Origin of the sequence: Frigoribacterium sp. PhB116, assembly GCF_004364285.1 — a bacterium.
GTDB lineage: Bacteria > Actinomycetota > Actinomycetes > Actinomycetales > Microbacteriaceae > Frigoribacterium.
The window spans coordinates 282,927-304,698 of record NZ_SOBE01000002.1; the positions used below are offsets into that span (position 1 = coordinate 282,927).

Annotated in this window: 16 protein-coding genes; 10 read left to right on the forward strand and 6 right to left on the reverse strand. The window is 72.9% G+C overall.

Annotated features, from left to right (window positions below):
- The first annotated feature begins 52 nt into the window (after positions 1–52).
- Positions 53–3,133: a glycoside hydrolase family 38 C-terminal domain-containing protein gene (locus EDF20_RS07755; RefSeq protein ID WP_133738277.1), complete on the forward strand. Its 3,081-nt coding sequence runs from the start codon at positions 53–55 to the stop codon at positions 3,131–3,133.
- 163 nt (positions 3,134–3,296) lie between these two features.
- Here EDF20_RS07755 and EDF20_RS07760 read toward each other — a convergent pair whose 3' ends face one another.
- On the reverse strand, positions 3,297–4,235 hold the full coding sequence (locus tag EDF20_RS07760) for an ROK family protein (protein WP_208292606.1): 939 nt from the start codon (positions 4,233–4,235) through the stop codon (positions 3,297–3,299).
- 344 nt (positions 4,236–4,579) lie between these two features.
- Between EDF20_RS07760 and EDF20_RS07765 the strand changes: the two genes are divergently transcribed.
- The 7 genes from EDF20_RS07765 (at position 4,580) to EDF20_RS07795 (ending at position 13,609) form a co-directional block, all read left to right on the forward strand.
- The gene (locus EDF20_RS07765) at positions 4,580–5,785 is read left to right on the forward strand and encodes an ROK family transcriptional regulator (protein WP_133738279.1); all 1,206 of its coding nucleotides are present in this window, start codon (positions 4,580–4,582) and stop codon (positions 5,783–5,785) included.
- 181 nt (positions 5,786–5,966) lie between these two features.
- Positions 5,967–7,289, forward strand: a complete 1,323-nt coding sequence (locus EDF20_RS07770; RefSeq protein ID WP_208292607.1) for an extracellular solute-binding protein — start codon at positions 5,967–5,969, stop codon at positions 7,287–7,289.
- 151 nt (positions 7,290–7,440) lie between these two features.
- Positions 7,441–8,403, forward strand: a complete 963-nt coding sequence (locus tag EDF20_RS07775; RefSeq protein WP_123547772.1) for a sugar ABC transporter permease — start codon at positions 7,441–7,443, stop codon at positions 8,401–8,403.
- On the forward strand, positions 8,400–9,386 hold the full coding sequence (locus EDF20_RS07780; RefSeq protein ID WP_208292608.1) for a carbohydrate ABC transporter permease: 987 nt from the start codon (positions 8,400–8,402) through the stop codon (positions 9,384–9,386). The genes EDF20_RS07775 and EDF20_RS07780 overlap by 4 nt, the downstream gene beginning before the upstream one ends.
- A gap of 4 nt (positions 9,387–9,390) precedes the next feature.
- A complete protein-coding gene (locus EDF20_RS07785; RefSeq protein WP_133738281.1) occupies positions 9,391–11,082 on the forward strand; it encodes a beta-N-acetylhexosaminidase in 1,692 nt (563 codons plus the stop codon).
- 129 nt (positions 11,083–11,211) lie between these two features.
- Complete coding sequence (locus tag EDF20_RS07790) at positions 11,212–12,891, forward strand: amidohydrolase family protein (RefSeq protein ID WP_166644778.1); 1,680 nt, start codon at positions 11,212–11,214, stop codon at positions 12,889–12,891.
- 91 nt (positions 12,892–12,982) lie between these two features.
- On the forward strand, positions 12,983–13,609 hold the full coding sequence (locus tag EDF20_RS07795; protein ID WP_133738283.1) for an NAD(P)-binding oxidoreductase: 627 nt from the start codon (positions 12,983–12,985) through the stop codon (positions 13,607–13,609).
- Positions 13,610–13,687: 78 nt separating this feature from the next.
- Here the strand turns inward: EDF20_RS07795 and EDF20_RS07800 are convergent, their stop codons facing one another.
- The gene (locus tag EDF20_RS07800; RefSeq protein ID WP_123547776.1) at positions 13,688–14,092 is read right to left on the reverse strand and encodes a RidA family protein; all 405 of its coding nucleotides are present in this window, start codon (positions 14,090–14,092) and stop codon (positions 13,688–13,690) included.
- A gap of 148 nt (positions 14,093–14,240) precedes the next feature.
- On the opposite strand from EDF20_RS07800, the gene EDF20_RS07805 reads away from it, so the two are divergent.
- Entirely contained in the window at positions 14,241–15,590 is a 1,350-nt protein-coding gene (locus EDF20_RS07805; protein WP_166644779.1) for an alanine racemase, read from the forward strand.
- Positions 15,591–15,708: 118 nt separating this feature from the next.
- Here EDF20_RS07805 and EDF20_RS07810 read toward each other — a convergent pair whose 3' ends face one another.
- Both EDF20_RS07810 and EDF20_RS07815 read right to left on the reverse strand, forming a co-directional pair.
- Positions 15,709–16,689: an NAD-dependent epimerase/dehydratase family protein gene (locus tag EDF20_RS07810; protein ID WP_133738285.1), complete on the reverse strand. Its 981-nt coding sequence runs from the start codon at positions 16,687–16,689 to the stop codon at positions 15,709–15,711.
- Between the two features lie 65 nt (positions 16,690–16,754).
- Positions 16,755–17,693: a copper homeostasis protein CutC gene (locus tag EDF20_RS07815; RefSeq protein WP_133738286.1), complete on the reverse strand. Its 939-nt coding sequence runs from the start codon at positions 17,691–17,693 to the stop codon at positions 16,755–16,757.
- A 230-nt stretch (positions 17,694–17,923) separates the two neighbouring features.
- On the opposite strand from EDF20_RS07815, the gene EDF20_RS07820 reads away from it, so the two are divergent.
- A complete protein-coding gene (locus EDF20_RS07820) occupies positions 17,924–19,651 on the forward strand; it encodes an AMP-binding protein (RefSeq protein ID WP_133738287.1) in 1,728 nt (575 codons plus the stop codon).
- A 24-nt stretch (positions 19,652–19,675) separates the two neighbouring features.
- On the opposite strand, the gene nagB is transcribed toward EDF20_RS07820, so the two are convergent.
- Together nagB and EDF20_RS07830 are read right to left on the reverse strand one after the other, a co-directional pair.
- The gene (gene nagB, locus EDF20_RS07825) at positions 19,676–20,464 is read right to left on the reverse strand and encodes a glucosamine-6-phosphate deaminase (RefSeq protein WP_133738288.1); all 789 of its coding nucleotides are present in this window, start codon (positions 20,462–20,464) and stop codon (positions 19,676–19,678) included.
- A 3-nt stretch (positions 20,465–20,467) separates the two neighbouring features.
- The gene (locus tag EDF20_RS07830) at positions 20,468–21,724 is read right to left on the reverse strand and encodes a PTS transporter subunit EIIC (RefSeq protein WP_133738289.1); all 1,257 of its coding nucleotides are present in this window, start codon (positions 21,722–21,724) and stop codon (positions 20,468–20,470) included.
- Between the last annotated feature and the right edge of the window lie 48 nt (positions 21,725–21,772).

Here is a 21,772-nt window from a genome sequence, read left to right on the forward strand (position 1 = left end):
CGGATCACCGAACCTCCGCGCGCTCGTGCGCGCTGACAAGGAGACTCTCCCCATGCACGACAACACCGCCCTCGTCGAGGCCCGCATCGACCGCTTCGTCCTCGACCGGATCACGCCGAACATCTACCGCCGCGCCGCGCCGCTCACCGTCGAGGCGTGGGAGGTGCCGGACGAGCCCGTGCCCTTCGCCGAGGCCGTCCGTCAGCAGTTCGTGCCCTTCGTCCCCGGCACGCCGTGGAGCCGGCCGTGGGGCACCACCTGGTTCCGGGTGACGGGCGTGGTGCCCGAGGGCTGGGGTGCAGACCCGGCCACGGCGCTCGAGGCCGTCGTCGACCTGGGCTTCAGCACACGTCAGCCCGGATTCCAGGCCGAGGGACTCGTCTGGCGTCGCGACGGGACGCTCGTGAAGGCCATCGAGCCGTACAACGGATACGTGCCGTTGGCGCTGGTGGGCGGCTCGGCCTCGCCGGGGGCGCCGATCGAGTTCTTCGTGGAGGCGGCGTCGAACCCCGACGTCGGCGGCAACTTCTTCTACCTCGAGACGCCCATGGGCGACAAGGCGACCGCGGGGACGGCACCCATCTACACGCTCCGGACCCTCGACCTCGCCGAGAGGGACACCGTGGTGTGGGAGCTCGACCGCGACATCTGGACGCTGCTCGGCCTGATGCGGACCCTCGACCCCGGCACCCCACGGCGACACGAGATCCTGCGCGCGCTCGAGCGGGCGTGCGAGGTCGTCGACCACGACGACGTCGCCGGGTCCGCGGTCCTCGGGCGTGAGGCGCTCGCGGGTGTGCTCGCATCGCCGGCCGCCGCCAGCGCCCACCGCGTCGTCGCGACCGGCCACGCGCACATCGACTCGGCCTGGCTCTGGCCCGTCCGCGAGACGCAGCGCAAGGTGGCGCGCACCTTCTCGAACGTCGTCGCCCTGATGGACGAGGACCCGGACTTCGTCTTCGCCGCCTCGAGCGCCCAGCAGTACGCGTGGGTGAAGGAGCGCTACCCCGACCTCTTCGCCCGCATGAAGGAGAAGATCGCCGAGGGCCGGTTCGTGCCGGTCGGCGGGATGTGGGTCGAGTCCGACACGAACATGCCGGGAGGCGAGGCGTTGGCCCGTCAGTTCGTGGCCGGCCACGCCTTCTTCCGGCGCGAGTTCGGGATCGAGTGCGACGAGGTCTGGCTGCCCGACTCGTTCGGCTACACGGGCGCCATGCCGCAGATCGCCCGCGCGGCCGGCGCCCACTCGTTCTTCACGCAGAAGGAGTCGTGGAACGAGACCAACCGGATGCCGCACCACACGTTCCTGTGGGAGGGCATCGACGGGAGTCGGGTCTTCACGCACTTCCCGCCGGTCGACACCTACAACTCCGACCTCTCGGCGGTCGAGCTGGCACACGCCGAGCGCGAGTACAGCGAGAAGGGCGTCTCCAACGTCTCGATCGTGCCGTTCGGCTGGGGCGACGGCGGTGGCGGGCCGACCCGCGAGATGATGGCCGCCGCGAGGCGGGCCGCCGATCTCGAGGGCTCGCCGCGCGTGACCGTCGGCACCCCCGCCTCCTTCTTCGCGCAGGCCCGTGACGAGATGCCCGACCCGGCGGTCTGGTCGGGCGAGATGTACCTCGAGTTCCACCGGGGCACGTACACCTCGCAGGCGCGCACGAAGCAGGGCAACCGCCGCAGCGAGCACCTGCTGCGCGAGGCCGAGCTGTGGTGCGCCACCGCGGCCGTCCGGGGTCTGCTCGACTACCCGCACGACGAGCTGGACGAGCTCTGGCAGACCGTCCTGCTGCTGCAGTTCCACGACATCCTCCCCGGCTCGTCCATCGCCTGGGTGCACCAGGACGCCGAGCGGAACTACGCCCGGGTCGCCGAGCAGCTCGGTGCGTTGACGGCCAGGGCGCAGGAGGTGCTGGCCGGGCAAGGCGACGTGGCCGTCGCCTTCAACGCCGGCCCGGTCCCGCACCGCGGGGTGGCCGCGTCGTCCGCAGCGGTCGTCGGCAGCAGCGGCGGCGCAGCGGCCGGCTCGACGGCGACCGGCGTGGTGCTCGACGCCGACGGCGACGGCTGGGTGCTCTCGAACGGGCTCGTCAGGGCGGTCTTCGACTCCGACGGCCTCGTCTCGTCGCTCGTCGACTCGACGTCCGGGCGTGATCTCGTCGCTCCCGGCGCGAGGCTCGGACTGCTGCAGATCTTCCGGGACACTCCGAACCAGTGGGACGCGTGGGACATCGACGCCGTCTACGCCAACGCCCGCACCGACCTCGTCGACGCTGTGTCGGTCGAGGTCGACGGGGTGTCGCTCGTGGTGACGCGGACGACCGGCACGTCGACGATCGTGCAGCGCTGGGCCCTCGAGGAGGGCGAGGCGGAGCTGCAGCTGGTGACCGAGGTCGACTGGCACGAGAGGCAGAAGCTGCTGAAGCTGGCCTTCCCGCTCGACGTGCACGCCGACCGCGCGGCGTCCGAGGTCCAGTTCGGGCACGTGCAGCGCCCCACGCACTCCAACACCTCGTGGGACTTCGCGCGGTTCGAGACGGTCGCCCATCGGTGGGTGCACGTGGCCGAGCCGGGCTTCGGGGTGGCCGTCGCGAACGACTCGACGTACGGGCACGACGTCACGCGCTCGACCCGGGACGACGGCGGCACCACCACGCTCGTGCGGCAGTCGCTGCTGAGGGCGCCGGTGTTCCCCGACCCGCACGCCGACCAGGGCCGCCACGTGCTGCGGTCGACCGTGCGCGTCGCGCCCGACGTGGTCGACGCGCTGTCGGCCGGCTACCGGCTGAACTTGCCGCTGCGCACGGTCGCCGGGAGCGGCGTCCCGGTCGCCCCGCTCGTGTCGTCGTCGTCGCCGGCGGTCGTGGTGGAGGCGGTCAAGCTCGCCGAGGACCGCACGGGCGACCTCGTCGTCCGCCTCTACGAGGCGAGGGGGTCGAGGGCCGCGTCGACCATCGAGGTCGACACGTCGGCCGGGCTCGGCGCAGCCTGGAGGACGGACCTGCACGAGCGCGAGCTCGGGGTGGACGGAGCCAACGTCCCCGGCGCCGCGCGCTGGGCCGCGGGGGAGCCCGTCGAGCTGACACTGCGCCCGTTCGAGATCGTCACCCTGCGCTTCGCGCGCCGGGGCTGAGGCCCGCCCGGCCGGCCGGCCGGGTCGGCCGGTCGGCTGGCTGGCCGTCGGTCGGCCCGGTGAACCGGCGGGAAGTGCTTCTCGGGAAGGCCCGGGCAGCACTTCCTGCCGGTTCACGGCGGAGCAGAGGAGGAAAGGGAGAGGGAGGAAGAAAGAGGAAGCGTCAGCTGAGGGTGGCGACGGGGACGAGATCGGCCTGCGCACCTGCCATGGCCGCCCCGACGGCGGCGGCGGGCAGGCCCGCGGGCAGCAGCACGAGCCGCGAGGCGAGGTCGAGCGACGCGATGAACGAGGAGGCGGCGGCCTGGTGGGCGAGCGCCTCGCGCACCGGCCCCATCAGCTCGTCGCCGAGCGCGCTCATCCCGCCGCCGACGACGATCGTCTGCACGTCGACCGTCAGAGCTAGCAGCCGGACGGCCTGCGCGACCCCGTCGACCAGGGTGCGTCGGGCCTGCACGGCCAGGTGATCGCCGTCGGCTGCCGCGTCGAGGAGGGCGCGTGCCGGGTGCAGGGCGGTGGTCGGCCAGAGCCGGGCCGCCGCCGACCCCGAGGCGACGGTCTCGAGGCAGCCGCGCTGTCCGCACGCGCACCAGGCGCCGGCCGGGTCGACGGGGACGTGGCCGATCTCGCCCGCGGCCCCGTGCGCGCCGCGGCGGACCTGACCGTCGAGGACCAGCCCGGCGGCGAGGCCGGTGCCGAGGTTCAGGTAGGCGATCGAGCCCTGCAGGGACATCGCGTGCCACGCGCCGAGCGCCGCGGCGTTGACGTCGTTCTCGACCCGGACGGGCACGCCGAGGCGGCGGGCCAGCTCGTCGCCGAGCGCCGTGTCGACGAGGCCGAGGTTGACGGCGTGGCCGACCCTGCCGGTGGTGGCGTCGACGACGCCGGGCACGCCGACGCCGACCGACGCCAGACGGCCGAGCGGCACGCCGGTGAGCGCCGAGAGGCGCCGCGCGGCCTCGACCGCGTTGTCGAGCACCTCGTCGGTGCCGAAGCCCGAGGGGAGCCGGACGCGGTGCACGGGCCGGGGCGACCGGGCGCCGTCGTCGGCGACGGCCACGGCGTCGATCTTCGTCCCGCCGATGTCGAGGCCCAGCCTCACGGGCACGGCTCCGACGCCGCGGCGCGGTCGCGGCGAGGAGCCCCGCTCGCGACCAGGACGGGCGTCACGACGACGCCGGGGAAGGCGGGGACGGGCCTGCTCATGGGTGTTAGTAAAGCTTACTAACCGGACGGCAGCAAGCACGAGACCCTTGAGATCTCGGGCTCGTTTCGGGTATTGACCAGCCGTGTTTCCTGCTCGTAAACTCACCGCACCAGCCTTGACAACGTGTTTGTAAGGCATTTTTACTAAACGGCAACGCTGCCGGGCCCGTCTCGCACCACGAGACGGCGCACGCCTCTCGAGGCCCCGGTCGGCGACGCCCGAGACGAGAGGAGGCGACCGTGCCCCGAGCAGCCGCCCCCCGTGCCGCCGGCGTCGCCGCCCTCGGTGCCGGTGCCGCTCCTGCGGTCGCGGAGCGCGCCTCCTCGACCCTGCGGGTGACCGCCAAGTCGCTGCCGCAGCACACCCGGGCCCGCAACCGCTCGCTCGTGCTGCAGACCCTCTGGCACCAGGGCTCGATGAGCCGCGCCGACCTCGCCCGCGAGAGCGGGCTCACCCGGCCGACCGTCTCGGGCATCGTGCAGGAGCTGGTCGACGAGGGGGTCGTGGCGGAGCTCGGCCTGCGCGGCGACTCCCGGGTCGGCAAGCCGGCGACGCTCGTCGGCATCCGGCCCGACTCGTTCCACATCCTCGCGCTCGACCTCTCGTCGGCGGAGCGGTTCTCCGGCGCCGTCGTCGACGTCCGCGGCGAGGTCGTCGGCCGGGCCAGCGTCGACATCGACGGGGCGACGGGCGAGGCGGCCGTGGCGCTGGCCGAGCGCCTCGTCGACGAGCTGTCCTCGCTGACGACCACGCGCCTCCTCGGCGTCGGGGTGGGAACGCCCGGCATCGTCGACCACCAGGGCGTCGTGCGCACGGCGGTGCACCTGGGCTGGTGGGACCTGCCGCTCGCGGCCCGGCTGAGCGCACGCACGGGCGTGCCGGTGCACGTCGGCAACGACGCGAACCTGGCAGCCCTCGGGGTGCACACCTTCGGCGACCCGGAGCGCGATCCGTCCCGCAGCCTGATGGTGATCACCATCGAGCACGGCGTGGGCGTGGGCCTCATCGTCGGGGGAGCGCTCGTCGAGGGCGACCGCTTCTCGGCCGGCGAGATCGGGCACGTCACGGTCGACGAGGCCGGCGACGTGTGCGCCTGCGGCCGACGCGGCTGCCTCGAGGTCTCGCTCGCGGCACCGGGGCTGTCGGCCCGCCTCCTCGCCGTCGACCCCGGCTCGCGCGGCGCCGTGCTGCACGCCGCGGGGCGCGACCTCGGCTTCGTGCTCGCCCCCGTCGTGAGCGCCCTCGGGCTCGACGAGGTCGTGCTCTCCGGGCCCCGTGAGCTGCTCGACGGCGTGCTGCTGCGCGCGGCGGTCGAGACCGTCAGGGCCCGCACGCTCGCGGCCGTCGGCCAGGGGCTCGTCCTCCGCTACGCGGGCGACGACCGCGACCTGGCCGTGCTCGGCGCCGCCTCCCTCGTGCTCTCGGCCGAGCTGGGCGTCTCGTGACGGCGCGTGGCCGAACGGCGCGCTGGTCCTGCCCCGGCGGCCCCTCCCCAGGCGCTGCCGCCGCCCGATCCACCACAGACCGCACCACCCGCACCAACACCGCACGCACCTGTACGACCACCATCACTCCCAGCAGCACCCCGCGGCACCGCCGCCCCGTCCACGAGGAGACACAATGCGAATGACACGTCACACAGCGGTCGCGGCCCTCGGCCTCACGGCCGCACTCGCCCTGACCGCCTGCTCCAGTGCGGGCACGGCAGGAGGCGGCAGCAGCGACGGCCCGCAGACGGTGCCCACCACGAAGGGCGACGGCGAGACGCTGACCGTCTGGGTCATGACGGGCGACTACACCGACGAGACCATCAAGGCGATCAACGACGAGTTCACCGAGCAGACCGGTGCGGAGGTGGACGTCCAGACCCAGCAGTGGGACGGCATCACCACCAAGATCAGCACCGCGCTCGCGACGTCGACGCCGCCCGACGTGCTCGACCTCGGCAACACCCAGGTCGCGAGCTACGCCGAGAACGGCGCCCTGCTCGACCTGAGCGACTACGCGGACGACATCGCCCAGGGCCAGGAGTGGCTCACGGGCCTCGAGGAGCCAGCCACGGTCGACGGCTCGCTGTACGGCGTCCCCGGCTTCGCCGGAGCCCGCGCGGTCATCTACAACAAGGCCCAGTGGGAGGCCGCCGGCATCACCGACGAGCCCACGACCTACGACGAGCTCACCGCCGACCTCGACGCGCTGAAGACCGCGAACCCGGCCAGCGACTACTCGCCCTTCTACACGCCTGGCGAGTACTGGTACGCGGGCATGCAGTTCGTCTGGGACGCCGGCGGAGAGATCGCCACGCAGGGCGACGACGGCTCGTGGGAGGCCGGCTTCAGCTCGCCGGAGGCACAGCAGGGCCTCGAGGACTGGCAGGAGTTCCAGAACTCGTACTCGACCGGCGCCTCGCAGACGCTCGACACCGACGTGCCCGACCAGAACCAGGTCTTCGCCGACGGCAAGACGGGCGCCGTGCTCGGCACCAACGGCAAGATCGACCTCATCAAGGAGTTCAACCCGGCCCTGACCGACGACGACTTCGGCACGTTCCCGTTCCCCGGCAAGTCGGGCGACTCGCAGCCCGTCATGCTCGGCGGCTCCGACTGGGGCATCGCCGCGAAGAGCGCGAACAGCGAGCTGGCGCTGCAGTGGGTGAAGATCGCCGCGAGCCCCGAGATCCAGAACGACTGGGTCTACGGCAACGACGGCTGGATCCCCAACAGCACCGACGGCATCGAGGCCGCGCAGAGCACCCTCAGCGACATCGACGAGGGCTTCTTCACGGCGGCGCTGAACTCGAAGGCCACCCCGGCCAGCGGCAACTGGGCCGCTCTCGAGGGCGACCGCAGCATCAACGAGCTCTTCTCGAGCATCGCATCGGGCACCAAGTCGCCCGAGGCTGCCGCCGAGGCGTTCGACAGCTCGACGGACGACGCGCTGAACAAGTAGTCCCCCCAGGAAGCGGCTCCACGCCGCAGGGCCGGGCGACGCACGAGCAGGACGTGCGCCGCCCGGCCGGCACCACCCCACTCGACCAGCTCCTCCGCTCGACCCGATCTCCGCTCGACCCGATCTCTGAGTCCCGATCCAGGAAGCAGCCATGGCCGTCACCACAGCGCCGCCCCTCCCACCCCGCCAGCACGCCCCCGAGGGCCCGGCCCCGCGGCCGAGGAAGAAGCGCCAGCTCGCGCCGTTGTGGCTGCTGAGCCCGGCGGGCATCGTCCTGCTCGTCGTGATGGTCGCGCCGATCGTGTTCCTGGTCTTCACCTCGTTCACGAACTACGACCAGCGCAGCCTGTTCACCGGCGCCTACGAGTCGGTCGGCCTGCAGCAGTACGTCACGCTCTTCACCGACAGCGACTTCTGGTGGTCGCTGCTCCGCACGGTCCTGTTCACCGCGGCCATGGTCGCCGGCAGCGTCGTCATCGGCATGGGCGTCTCGCACCTGCTGACGCGGATCCACACGAGCATGCGCTACGTCGTCACGGTCGTGCTGATCTTCGCGTGGGCGATGCCGAACGTCGCCTCCTCGCTGGTCTGGAACTGGCTGTTCCAGCCGGGCTACGGCGTCGTCAACTGGATGCTCACGCAGCTGCGGGTCTTCGGCGACATGACCGACACGCAGTGGTCGAACGACCCCCTGCTGTCGTACACCTCGATCTGGATGCTGATCGTCTGGCAGGCGGTGCCCTTCATCGCGCTGACCCTCTACGCCGCCGAGACGCAGGTGTCGCCCGAGTACAAGGAGGCGGCCCGTCTCGACGGTGCCGGCGAGTGGCGCGTGTACCGCGACGTCACCCTGCAGTTCCTCAAGCCGACCCTGCTGCTCGTGACGATCCTCTCGATCATCTGGGACTACAACGTCTTCAACCAGATCTGGCTCGTCTCGCAGGGCGGCCCCGACGACGCGACGTCGACCCTGGGCGTCTTCATGTACAAGACGGCGTTCGTCGGCTTCGAGATCGGACAGGGCGCCGCGATCTCGGTCGTCACCACCCTGCTGCTGCTCGGCCTGACCGCGTTCTACATCCGCAACCTGATCCGCTCGGGAGAAGACCTGTGACCACGACAGTCCCCACCGGAGTCGGCGCCTCGGCGACCGACGGCCCCTCCGAGACCGCAGCCGCTGCCGACTCGGCCGTCTCCGCCTCCGCGAGCCCTGCCCCGGGCTCCTCCGACGGCACCGCAGGAGGCGCGACGCCCGTCCGCCGGTCACGTCGTCGCAAGAAGCCCCGCTGGTTCAGCAACTCGCTCGCGGTGCTCTTCAGCGCCGTGTGGATCTTCCCCGTCTACTGGATGGTCAACACCGCCTTCAAGCCGCGGTCGGAGTCGATGACGACGACACCGCTGTTCCTGCCGCAGAACCCGACGCTCGACAACTTCGTCGTCGCGATCACGCAGAGCGGGTTCCTCGTGAACCTGCGCAACAGCGCCGTGGTCGTCGTCGCGACGGTGCTGCTCGCGATCATCCTGGGGTTCTTCGCCGCCGCGGCGCTCTCGCGGTTCCGCTTCCGCGGGCGACGCACGATCATGATCGTCATCCTCGCGGTGCAGATGCTGCCGACGACGGCCCTGCTCATCCCGTTGTTCCTGATCTTCAACAGCCTCGGACTGCTCGGCACCTACGCGGGCCTCGTGCTGGCGTACATCGCGACGGTGCTGCCGTTCTCGATCTGGGTGATGCGCGGGTTCTTCGTGGCCATCCCGATGGAGATCGAGGAGGCGGCCCAGCTCGACGGGGCGAACACCTGGCAGGTGCTGACCCGCATCCTGTTCCCGCTGGTCGCGCCGGGCGTCATCGCGACGAGCATCTTCGCGTTCATCGCGGCCTGGAACGACTACATCATCGCCTACACCTTCATGAAGGACCAGTCGATGTACACGCTGCCGGTCTGGCTCGCGTCGTTCGTCTCGCAGAACACCGGTACCGACTCCGGCGGGCAGATGGCGGCCAGCGTGCTGTTCTCGCTGCCGGTCGTCGTCTTCTTCGTCATCATCCAACGCAACCTGGTGTCGGGCATGTCCGCCGGTGCCGTGAAGGGCTAGAACCGTGACCGACCCCCTGCTGCTGCCCCGTGTCGACCAGCTGGCCACCGCCTCCGGCGCGTACCTGCTCGACTCCGCCACCCGCGTCTCGGCGCCCGACGAGCTCGCCGGCACGGTCGCCTGGCTGCAGTCCGTGCTGCGGCCCGCGACCGGGCTGCCCCTGCGCGAGGGGGACGGCGACGGCGCCGGCATCTCGCTCGACCTCGACCCCGCGCTCGACGACGAGGACTACCGGGTCGAGGTGCGCCCGGCCGGCGTCCGCATCACGGGCGGCTCGGCCGCCGGCGTCTTCTACGGCGCGCAGGTGCTGCGGCAGCTGCTGCCGCCCGAGGTGTTCCGTCGCTCGCTCGTCGAGGGCGTCGAGTGGTCGGTGCCCGCCGTCGACGTGGCCGACTCGCCCCGGTTCGGCTGGCGCGGCATGCACCTCGACGTGGCGCGGCACTTCATGCCGACGCACGACGTCATGCGCCTGGTCGACCTCATGGCGATGCACCGCCTCAACACGCTGCACTGGCACCTGACCGAGGACCAGGGCTGGCGCATCGAGATCGTGAAGTACCCCCGGCTGACGACGGTGGGAGCCTGGCGTGCGTCGTCGCAGGTGGGCGCCGGCCCCGACGCCGTGCAGGACGGCCGTCCGCACGGCGGCTTCTACACGCAGGCCGACATCCGCGAGGTCGTCGCGTACGCCGCCGCGCGGCACGTCACCGTGGTGCCCGAGGTCGACGTGCCGGGCCACTCGATGGCCGCCATCACCGCCTACCCGCACCTCGGGGTCGGCGCGGTCGAGGTCGGCGGGCTTCCCGTGCCCGAGCCGCGGCAGATCGCGGTCGGCACCGAGTGGGGCATCTTCGAGGACGTCCTCAACACCGAGCAGTCGACCGTCGACTTCTACAAGGACGTCCTCACCGAGGTGATGAGCCTGTTCCCCGGCACCTGGATCGGCGTCGGCGGCGACGAGTGCCCGAAGGCCCAGTGGGAGGCGGACCCCCGCACCCAGGAGCTGATGCGCGAGCGCGGCCTCGCCGACGAGGAACAGCTGCAGGCCTGGTTCATCGGCCAGCTCGACGAGCACGTGGCCGCCGCGGGCCGCCGCACCTTCGGCTGGGACGAGATCCTCGAAGGACACAGCCGCGAGGGGCACGGTCCGGACGGCGCCCGACCCATGTCGCCCGGCGCGACCGTCGCCTCCTGGCGAGGCATGACCGGAGCGGTGACCGCCGCCCGGCTGGGCTACGACGTCGTCGCCTGCCCCGACGACCAGGTGTACCTCGACTACCGCCAGTCCGACTCGCCCGACGAGCCGATCCCCGTCTCGATCGTGCTCGGCCTCGAGGACGTCTACGCGTTCGAGCCCGTCCCGGCCGAGCTGACCGCCGAGGAGGCGCGGCACGTGCTGGGCGGCCAGGCGAACGTCTGGACCGAGCACATGGACTCGCCCCGCACCGTGGACTTCCTCGTGTTCCCTCGCCTCTGCGCGGTGGCGGACGTGCTCTGGTCGGACGCGCCGCGGGACTTCGCGGGCTTCTCCGCGCGGCTCGACCACCACCTCCTGCGCCTCGAGGCGGCGGGGGTCGAGTACCACCGGGCGTCGGGTCCGCTGCCGTGGCAGACGCGTCCCGGCGTGCCCGGCCGGCCGGCCTCGCGGGAGGACCGCGCCGCTTACATCGCCTCGGTCACCGCCAACATCGCCTGAGCCGTCCGCGCCCTCCCTCTCCGCATTCAGGAACTTCGGTCCTGATCCGCGCGAGGGAGGGAGCGCGGGTCCTGAGTCGTGCACTGATCAGGAACGCGCGACCGCCCGTTCCTGAGTGAGGAGAGCTCCGTGTCGACGTTGGTGCTGGTCGGGGCGACGGTCCACGACGGTCGAGGAGGCGCGGCGCAGGTCGCCGACGTCGTCGTGCGCGACGGGGTGGTCGCGGCCGTGGGACCCGGGGCCGCCGCGTCCGTCGTCGAGGCGGGTCGCGCCTCCTCGGCGCTCGCTTCCGGCTCGGGCTCGGGCTCCGGCTCCGTCGCAGGCGTCGAGGTGGTCGACGCCCACGGGCTCGAGGTGCTGCCCGGGTTCGTCGACGTGCACGCGCACGACGACGCGGCGCTGTTCCGCCCCGGCGGCATCGGGCCGAAGACGGCGCAGGGCGTGACGACGACGATCGTCGGCAACTGCGGCCAGGGCGTCGCGCCGTCCGCGCCGCCGCCGTCCCGGCCGAGCGACCCGCCCGACCGGTCGCTCGAGCAGTACTCCCTGCCGGTGCTCGGCCCGTTCCCCGACCGGCGCTGGGCGACCTTCGGAGACTACGTGGACACGCTCGCCCGCGAACCGCTGGGCATCCACGCGAGGGCGCTCGTGCCGCACGCCCCGGTGCGCGCCTCCGTGCTCGGCATGGCGCGGCGGCCTGCCGACGCAAGCGAGACCTCACGCATCGCGGGGAAGGTCGGCGACGCACTCGACGCCGGTGCGCTCGGCGTCTCCCTGGGCCTGATGTACGCGCCCGGCGACGCCGCCGACCGGCCCGAGCTGCTCGCGATCGCCCGCGAGGTCGCGGCCAGGGACGGCCTGCTCGTCGCCCACGTCCGCAACGAGGCCGACGGGCTGCGCGCCTCCGTCGACGAGCTCGCGTCGCTCGGCCGGGAGTCGGGCGCTCGCGTGCACGTCAGCCACCTCAAGGTGACCGGGCCGCGGAACGTCGGCGGGATGGGCGCGGTCGTCGAGCACCTGGACGACCTGCGCGCCGAGGGGCTCGACATCAGCGCCGACGTCTATCCCTACGACGCCGGGAGCACGACGGTGGCGTCGCTGTTCCCGCCCTCGACGGCCGACTGCGGGGTCGACAGCCTGCTCGAGGCACTCGGCGACCCGACCGCCCGGGCCGCGGTGCTCGCCGGCCTCGAGCAGCCCTGGCCGGGCACGGCGCTCGAGAACCAGTGGGCGGCGATCGGACCTGCGCGCATCCTGCTCGCCGGCTTCGCGCGGCCGGAGAACGCCGGGCTCGAGGGGCGCAGCGTCGCCGACATCGCCGCCGAGCTCGGCGGTGACCCGCGCGAGGTGCTCGCCGACCTCGTCCTCGCCGAGCGGGGCGCGCTGACCGTGATCGTGTTCCACACCGACCTCGAGGGGATGCGCACCGCCCTCGCCTGGCCGCACACGCTCGTCGGCTCGGACGGGCTTCCGCGCGAGTCGGGCACCGTGCACCCTCGGCTGTACGGCACCTTCGCCCGGCTGCTCGACGTGTACGGCGGCACCGGGCCCTTGGCGGTGCTGACCCGCGAGGAGGCGGTGCACCGGATGAGCGTCGCCGCGCACCGCCGCTTCCGGACCGGCACCTCCTCGACGCCCGTGGGGGTCGTGCCCGGGGCGGCTGCCGACCTGCAGCTCATCGACCCGGTCGCGTACGCCGACCGGGCGACGTACGCGGAGCCGCGGTGCCCGCCGTCGGGGGTGCGCGGCGTGTGGGTCGCAGGCGAGCTCGTCGCCGGCGAGCTCGCAGGGCTCGCAGGGCTCGCCTGACGTTCACGGCCACGACACTGCCCGGGGGTGTTCGCTCGACCACAGCTCGCCGACACCCGACTCGGCGCGCGCCGGACGACGAGGAGACGCCATGAAGCTGCTGTTGCTGGGAGCCACCGGGGGAGTCGGGTCGCACCTGCTGCGCCAGGCGCTCGCCGCCGGTCACGAGGTCACGGTGCTGGTGCGCGACGACGCGGCGCTGGACGACGCCGACGTCGACGGGGTGCGCGTCGTCGTCGGCGACGCCACGTCTGCCGACGACGTGGCCGAGGCGGTCGTGGGACAGGACGCCGTCCTGAACGCGGTCGGCTCCCGCCGCGTGCGGCACCCCGTCGAGGTCGAGGTGGGCGAGGCGCTGCTGCCCGCGATGCAGGCGTCGGGGGTCCGCCGGCTCGTCGTCTGCTCGGCGTTCGGGGTCGGCGACTCGGAGGGCGACGCCAGCGCCCTGCAGAAGATCTTCTTCCACACGGTGCTCGGCAAGGTCTACGAGGCGAAGGAGGCGGCCGACGCGCAGGTGCGCGCCAGCGGCCTGGACTGGACCCTCGTCTACCCCACGCGCCTCGTGGACGACCCCGCGACGGGAGACGTCGTGGCGTCCGAGCACCTGGCCGACGGGGCGTCGACCCAGGTGACGCGCGCCGACGTGGCCCGCTTCATGCTTGCGCAGCTCGGTGACGACACCTGGCTCCGCCGCACGGCGGTGCTCACGGGCGCGTAGGCGGCTGGATCGGCGTTGACGCCTGTCGCTGTCGCTGTCGCTGTCGCTGCTGCTGCCGCCGCCGCCGCTGCGGGCGGCTCAGCCGAGGACGGCGAGTGCGTCGATCTCGACGAGCATCGCCTCGTTCGGCAGCTCGACGAAGATCGTCGTGCGGGTGGGGAAGACGCCGCTGGTGACGTTCGCCCGCACCCAGGTCTCGTAGGCCGCGTTCATCTCGGCGAAGTCGCTGCGCTGCGTGAGGAACACGCGCAGGGACATGACGTCGTCGACGGTGCCGCCCGCCGCCTCCACGATCGCCTTCACGTTGTCGAGCGTGCGCAGGGTCTGGGCCGTCAGGTCTCCGCGGAACAGGTACTCGCCCGTCGCCGGGTCCTGCGGGCCCTGGCCGGAGACGGCGAGGAACCCGTTCTTCAGCACGCCCTGCGAGAAGATCGGCATGGGGGTGGGGGCTCCGGTGGTGATCACCTGGGTCTTGTCGCTCACAGGGGGCCTCTCTTCTGTGTCGGTGGTGGTGTCGTGGGGCTGTGGCCTCCCCGTCGAGGAGGCGGTGGCTGTGGACGGCGCACGGTCGCGCCGTCACCCCTGCAAAGCTATCGGGAGACCGCCCCGCTCCACGACGAGAGGACACCCCGTGCAGACGTCCAAGGCCACCTTCGCGAGCGAGCGCCGGCCGGTGCCGCTGCTCCGCCTCCCCACGCCCGTCCTCACCGTCGACCTCGACGCCCTCGAGCACAACGTCGACACGATGGCCGCGTGGTGCCGCGCGGCCGGCGTCGACCTGGCGCCGCACGGCAAGACCACCATGTCGCCCGACATCTGGCGGCGGCAGCTCGACGCGGGCGCGTGGGGCATCACCGTCGCGACGGCGTTCCAGGCGGCGGTGGCCCGCGAGTCCGACGTGCCGAACGTCGTGCTGGCCGGGACGACCTTCTCCGAGGAGGCGCTCGTCGCCCTCGCGGCCGACCCCGGGTCCACGCGCGTGCTGATGTGGGTCGACTCGGTCGCGGCCGTCCGGCTCGCCGACGAGGCGCTCGCGCGGGCGGCCGCGCGGACCTCGGGCCCCGCCGACGCCTCCCGTGCTGCGGACCCTGACGCGGCCGTGTCGCCCCTCGCCGTCCTCGTCGAGATCGGCTCGCCCGTCGGCCGGACCGGGGCCCGCACCGTCGCCGAGGCGCTCGCCGTGGTCGACGCCGTCGTCGCGGCGCCGCACCTCGTCCTCGCCGGCGTCACCGGCTACGAGGGTGCCCTGACGCACGACGTCGACCCCGCGGGCATCGAGATGATCGACGACTACCTGCGCACGGTGCTCGAGCTGCTCGACGCGATCGACCTCGCGGCGTTCGAGCCCTGGCTGGCGGGCGGCGGCGACGTCGTCGTGAGCGCGGGCGGCAGCGTCTACTTCGAGCGCGTCGTCGCCGTGCTCGCCGAGCGGCACGACCCGGACGGCGAACGAGGGCCCCGGACGCGCGTCGTGCTCCGCTCGGGCTCGTACGTCGCGCACGACCACGACCTCTACCGCCGGCTCACGCCGTTCGCCCGCGACACGACCCCGCCGATCGACGGCGCCACGGGCCGCGAGTCGTTCCTGCCCGCGATCGAGCTCTGGGCGAGCGTCATCTCCCGCCCCGAGCCCGGGCTCGCCCTGCTCAACGTCGGGAGACGCGACACGGCCGACGACGAGGGCCTGCCCCTGCCCCTCGACGCCTGGCGGCCGACCGCAGGAGGCAGCACGGACGACACGTCGGCGACGCGCCTCGACGGAGCGCTCGAGGGTGCCGTGGTGACCGCCCTGAACGACCAGCACGCCTTCCTCCGGCTGGGCGCCTCCTCGGGGCTGGCTGTGGGCGACCTGGTGCGCCTCGGCGTCTCGCACCCCTGCACGACGCTGTCGCAGTGGCGCGAGCTCTCGCTCGTGCGCGGCGGCACGGCCGTCCGCGAGCAGCCCCCGGTGGTCGAGGGCACCTGGCTGACGCGCTTCTGAGCACTGCCGAGGCAGGGCCCGCGAGACCGGTCGAGTTCGTCGGCAACGGGCGGTGACGACGGCCCGCCCACGACGGACCCGCCCGCCGTCCGAACGGCAGAGGGGGCCGGTCGGCCCGTCAGCCTGCAGCGAGCCGGTCGTAGAGGGCGTCGACCTCGGGGTCGACCACGCGTCGCGACGCGTCGGCGTCGTGCCAGGTGACGATCTGGCGGGCACCCTCGGCGAAGGGCACGCGCGGCTCCCAGCCGACGGCGACCTCGCGGACCTTCGACGAGTCGAACAGGGCGGGGTGGCTGCGGTCGCCGCGCAGGTCGGCGTCCCACTCGGGCGCCTCCGCGACCAGGTCGTGGGTCGTGCGGTGGACGACGTGCAGCGACCCGCCGGCCGCGTCCGAGAGGCAGCGCGCGATCTGGTTCCAGGTGAGCAGCTCGGACGACATGATGTTGAACGCCTCGCCCGACGCCTCGGGGGCGCCGAGCAGCGGGACGAACGCCCGCGCGAAGTCGTCCGCGTGGGTCATCGCCCACATCGAGGTGCCGTCGCCGTGCAGCACGACGGGGGCTCCGCGACGCATCCGCTCGACGACGGTCCAGCCGCCGAGCAGCGGCACGTGGGTGCGGTCGTAGGTGTGCGAGGGGCGCACGACGGTCGCGCGGACCCGGCCTGCGAGGTGCTCGTCGCGCAGCAGCCGCTCGCAGGCGATCTTGTCGCGGGCGTAAGGCGACCACGGGTTGAACAGAGGGGTCGACTCCGAGATCGGCAGCGCGGCGGGCGGCTTCTGGTACGTGGAGGCGGAGCCGATGAACACGTACTGGTCGGCGTGCGGCACCACGGCGCGCAGCATCGTGCGCAGCTCGTCGGGCGTGAAGGTCAGGAAGTCGGCCACGGAGTCGAAGCTGCGGCCTGCCAGGGCCGTGACCAGCGCCTCCTCGTCGCGGACGTCGGCGACGATCGACTCGACCTCGTCGGGGAGGGGGCGGCTGGCGGTGCTGCCGCGGTTGAGCACCGAGACGGACCAGCCGACGCGCAGCGCCTCGCGCACGCACGCGGCGCTGATCTGGCCGGTGCCGCCGACCACGAGGAGGGACTTCTGCGTCATGGCTCCACTGTGCACGCTCACGGTCGGGGCGGGCCAGCCTCGGCGGGCAGGGTCGCCCGGGTGCGTCAGGGGGCGCGCGGCGTGGGCGTCCGCGGTGCGACGTCGCGTGCCACGGCGACCGCGGCGTCGACCGCCGCGCGCGCGGCCCGGACGACGGAGGCGTCGGTCACGGCGTACGAGTCGGTCGCGCCCGCCGAGCCCAGCGAGACGAGCGATCGGCCGTTCTCGTCCCCGGCCCCGGGCGTCCCGGCTGCCGCGGTCGTGGCGGCGGTCGTCGACGCCGACAGGTGCACCGCGGCGACGCCCGCCTCCACCAGCGCCGTGACGTCGTCGAGCCGCACGCCGCCGCCCGCCATGACCTCGACGCCGCCCGCCGCCGCGACCATGTCGGGCAGAACGCCCGAGGCGAGCCCGTCGCGGGCCCGGGAGGCGCCTCCCGAAGTGAGGACCCGGTCGACGCCGAGCGCGGCCAGGGCGGCGACCGCGTCGACCGGCGAGGCCGCCCGGTCGACGGCGCGGTGCACGGTGACGTCGAGGCGTGGGCCGCCGAGCCCGGCAGGACGGGCGCCCGCCGCGTCGCGCGCAGCCGAGACGAGCCGTGCGACGGCGTCGACGTCGAGGGAGCCGTCGGCCCGCAGCGCGCCCACGACGACCCCGGCGACGCCGGCTGCGACGAGGGTGCGGACCTCGCGCTCCATCACGGCGAGGTCCGTGTCGTCGTAGACGAAGTCGCCGCCGCGCGCCCGGACGAGGGCGTGCACCGGCACGCCCGTCGTGACCACCGCCTCCGTGAGTCCCTGGGACGGCGTGACGCCCCCGATCTCGAGCGCGGTGCAGAGCTCGACCCGGTCGGCTCCCTCGGCCAGCGCGGTGCGGGCGCCGGCGAGCGACGTCACCGCGATCTCGAGCGCGACGCGCCTCGGGCCGGAGGTGGCAGCGTTGCCTGCGACGGCAGCGGCGGCGGTGGCAGCGGCGGACGAGGAGGTGCGGGTGCGGTCGCTCATCCCCCGATCCTCCCAGAGGCGCCCGCCTGGGATCCTCCGTGCGAGGACGTCGAGGACGTCGAGGACGTCGAGGGCGGGTCGCCGTCACCGAGGGCGGGTAGCCAGCGACCCGCCCTCGGCGCCGATCACCCGCCCTCGAGAGAACGAGAGGCCGTGCGGCCCGGCTGGCCGACGCCGGAGTCCTGCGCCGCATGCCGCGCTCGGCATGGGCGGGCGAGCATCATGGGCACATGGTCCCCGTCGAAGACTCCGCCGCCGAGAAGCCGTCCACCACCGCGTTCCGCGCCGCCCGAGACTCGCTGTCGGCGCACGCCGGCGACCACGAGGCGGCCCGCGCGGCGTTCCGCTGGCCGGACGTCGGCGACTCGTTCAACTGGGCCCGCGACTGGTTCGACGTGATCGCGCGGGGCAACGACCGCGTCGCGCTCTGGATCGTCGACCAGGACGGCGTCGACCACCGGGTCACCTTCGACGAGATGCGCCGCCGCTCGGACCAGGTCGCCTCGTGGCTCGTCGAGCGCGGGGTCGCGAAGGGCGACCACGTCATGGTGATGCTCGGCAACCGCGTCGAGCTGTGGGAGGCGATGCTCGCGATCATGAAGATCGGTGCGGTCATCCTGCCCACCTCCGTCGTCCTCGCCCCGCACGACCTCGCTGACCGCGTCGAGCGGGGGCTCGTCCGGCACGTCGTGGCGGCGCTCGCCGACGCCCCGAAGTTCGACCACATCGCCGAGGGCGTCGGGCGGATCGTGGTCGGCGGGGAGCGCCCGGGGTGGGCGTCGTTCGACGACTCGCGCCGCGCCTCCGAGACGGCGCCCGACGTCGACACGGCGACGAGCGACCCGTGCCTCGTCTACTTCACGTCGGGCACCACGAGCAAGCCGAAGATGGTCGTCCACACGCACGCCTCGTACCCGGTCGGGCACCTCACGACCACGTACTGGATCGGCGTCCGGCCCGGCGACGTGCACCTCACGATCTCGTCGCCCGGCTGGGGCAAGCACGCATGGAGCCTGTTCTTCGCGCCGTGGACCGCCGAGGCGACCGTGTTCGTCCACGAGCAGGCGCGCTTCTCGGCCGCCGCCCTGCGTGAGCAGCTCGACCGGGCCGAGGTGACCTCGTTCTGTGCGCCGCCGACCGTCTGGCGCATGCTGATCCAGTCGTCGCTCGGCGAGCGCCCCGTCGCGCTGCGCGAGGCGCTGTCGGCGGGGGAGCCGCTCAACCCCGAGGTCATCTCGCGCGTGCAGCAGGCCTGGGGCCTCGACATCCGCGACGGCTACGGCCAGACCGAGACCACCGCGATCGTCGCCAACCCGCCCGGGTCGGTCGTCAGGGCCGGCTCGATGGGCCACCCGCTGCCGGGTGTCGAGGTCGTGCTCGTCGACCCGGCGACTGGCGTGGTCGGCGACGCGGGCGAGGTCTGCCTCGACCTGCGGGTACGTCCGGTCAACCTGATGGCGGGCTACCTCGGCGACGAGGCGCGCACGGCCGCGGCGCAGCGCGACGGCCTGTTCCACACCGGCGACGTCGCCACCCGAGACGCCGACGGCATGATCACGTTCGTCGGCCGCACCGACGACGTCTTCAAGTCGTCCGACTACAAGGTGTCGCCGTTCGAGGTCGAGAGCGTGCTGATCGAGCACCCCGCCGTCGCGGAGTCGGCCGTCGTGCCGGCTCCCGACGACGTGCGCCTCGCGATCGTCAAGGCGTACGTCACGCTCGCCGCCGGCTGGGAGCCGACGGCCGACACCGCCCGCGCCGTGCTCGCGCACGCCCGCACCGGCCTGCCGGCGTACGAGCGCGTGCGCCGCCTCGAGTTCGTCGACGAGCTGCCGAAGACCATCTCGGGCAAGATCCGTCGGGTCGAGCTGCGGGAGCGCGAGGAGGCGGCGGCCCGGTCGGGCGAGCGCCTCGCCGCGGAGTGGCGCGACGCCGACTTCCCCGACCTGCGGGGCTGACGCCGCGCCTCCTGCGCCCCGGGATCAGTGCTCGAAGCGCTGCCAGGCCGGCTTGTTCGCGTACGTGTAGCGGTAGTAGTCGGCGAGGGTGAGCAGCGCCGCCGCCTCCTCGTCGACGACGATCGTCGCGTGCTGGTGCAGCTGCAGCGCGCTGCCCGGGCACATCGCCGAGAGCGGCCCCTCGACCATGCCCGCGACGGCCGAGGCCTTCGACGAGCCGACCGCCACCAGCACGACCTCGTGGGCGTCGAGGATCGTGCCGAGGCCCTGGGTCATGCAGTGCGTGGGCACCTGCGACGGGTCGTCGAAGAAGCGCGCGTTGTCGGCACGGGTCTGCGGCGCGAGCGTCTTGATCCGGGTACGCGACGCGAACGACGACGTCGGCTCGTTGAAGCCGATGTGCCCGTTCGCCCCGATGCCGAGGATCTGGATGTCGATCCCGCCCGCCGCGGCGATGGCCTCGTCGTACTCGACTGCTGCGGCCTCGATGTCGTCGGCGCGGCCGTCGGGCACCCGCACGCGAGCCTGGTCCATGCCGAGAGGCTCGACGACGTCGCGGCGGATGACCGACGCGTAGCTCTCGGGGTGCTCGAGCGGGATGCCGACGTACTCGTCGAGGGCGAAGCTGGAGGCGCGTGAGAAGTCGAGCTCGCCCGCCTGCACCCGGGCCGCCAGCGACGCGTAGATGCCGGTGGGGGACGAGCCGGTCGCGAGGCCGAGCACGGCCTCGGGCTTCCGCTCGACGACCGACGCGATCTTCAGGGCGGCGACGCGGCCTGCCTCGGCGGCGTCGCGGACGATGACGATCTCCACGCGTCAGGCCTTCGTCGCCGCGTCGGCGGACTCGGCCGAGACGTCGTCGTCCTCGCGACCCGGCGTCTTGAGGTTCCACTTCTTGATCACGAAGCTGAAGACGACGTAGTAGATCACCGCGTAGCCGAGGCCGATGGGGATCAGCCAGATCGAGTTCTGCGAGATGTTGAAGTTGAGCACGTAATCGATCAGGCCCGCCGAGAACGAGAACCCGGTATGGATGTCGAGCGCGTTCACCAGCGCCATCGACGTGCCCGTGAGGACCGCGTGGACGATGTACAGCGGCCAGGCGACGAACATGAAGGAGAACTCGAGCGGTTCGGTGATGCCGGTCAGGAACGCGGTCAGCGCCGTCGACAGCATGATGCCGCCGATGAGCTTCTTCTTCTCGGGGCGGGCGTGGCGCCAGATCGCGAGGGCCGCGGCGGGCAGGGCGAACATGAAGATGGGGAAGAAGCCGGTCATGAAGACGCCCGCGGTCGGGTCGCCCTGGAAGAAGCGGGTCAGGTCACCGCGGTACACCGTGCCGTCGGCACCGGTGAAGTCGCCGACGAGGAACCACACGACGTTGTTGAGGATGTGGTGCAGACCCGTGGGGATGAGCAGTCGGTTGACCACGCCGTAGACGCCGCCGCCGACCACGTCGTTCGCCGCGACCGCGGTGCCGATCCAGGTGAGGGCAGAGTTGAACAGCGGGTAGATGAACGACATGACGACGCCGACCACGAGTCCGGTGACGGCCGTGAGGATCGGCACGAGGCGCCGACCGGAGAAGAACCCGAGGAAGTCGGGCAGCTTCGTCCGGTAGAACCGCTGCCAGAGCATCGCCGACAGGAGCCCCATCACGATGCCTCCGAGCACCCCGTAGTTGATCACCGCGGGGCCGCCCGCCGGGGTCTCCTCCCCGGCGAGCACCAGCGGCGACATGGCCGTGAAGACCCCGTCGATGACCATGTAGCCGACGACCGCGGCGAGGGCCGTCGAGCCGTCCGACTTCTTGGCCCAGCCGATGGCGATGCCGACCGCGAAGATCAGCGGCAGCCAGGTGAAGACCGCGTTGCCGGCGGCGCTGATGACCGAGCCGCCGGTCTCGAAGCCGGGGATCGCGCCGAGCAGGTCGGGCTGGCCGAGGCGCAGCAGCAGGCCGGCCGCGGGCAGCACGGCGATCGGCAGCATGAGGCTGCGGCCGAGGCGCTGCAGCACCGCGAAGGCGGCCGAGCCCTTCTTCGGCTTGGTGGCCGTCGTGTCGGTCGTGGTCATCAGGGGTCCTCTCGTCGGGGCGCAGAGTCGTGCGGCAGGGGCCACGAC

Coding starts and splice junctions, on each gene's coding strand:
- EDF20_RS07810 (WP_133738285.1), bottom strand. CDS start 16,689: ATGACGCAGAAGTCCCTCCTCGTGGTCGGCGGCACCGGCCAGATCAGC.
- EDF20_RS07755 (WP_133738277.1), top strand. CDS start 53: ATGCACGACAACACCGCCCTCGTCGAGGCCCGCATCGACCGCTTCGTC.
- EDF20_RS07770 (WP_208292607.1), top strand. CDS start 5,967: ATGACACGTCACACAGCGGTCGCGGCCCTCGGCCTCACGGCCGCACTC.
- EDF20_RS07775 (WP_123547772.1), top strand. CDS start 7,441: ATGGCCGTCACCACAGCGCCGCCCCTCCCACCCCGCCAGCACGCCCCC.
- EDF20_RS07815 (WP_133738286.1), bottom strand. CDS start 17,693: ATGAGCGACCGCACCCGCACCTCCTCGTCCGCCGCTGCCACCGCCGCC.
- EDF20_RS07820 (WP_133738287.1), top strand. CDS start 17,924: ATGGTCCCCGTCGAAGACTCCGCCGCCGAGAAGCCGTCCACCACCGCG.
- EDF20_RS07830 (WP_133738289.1), bottom strand. CDS start 21,724: ATGACCACGACCGACACGACGGCCACCAAGCCGAAGAAGGGCTCGGCC.
- EDF20_RS07795 (WP_133738283.1), top strand. CDS start 12,983: ATGAAGCTGCTGTTGCTGGGAGCCACCGGGGGAGTCGGGTCGCACCTG.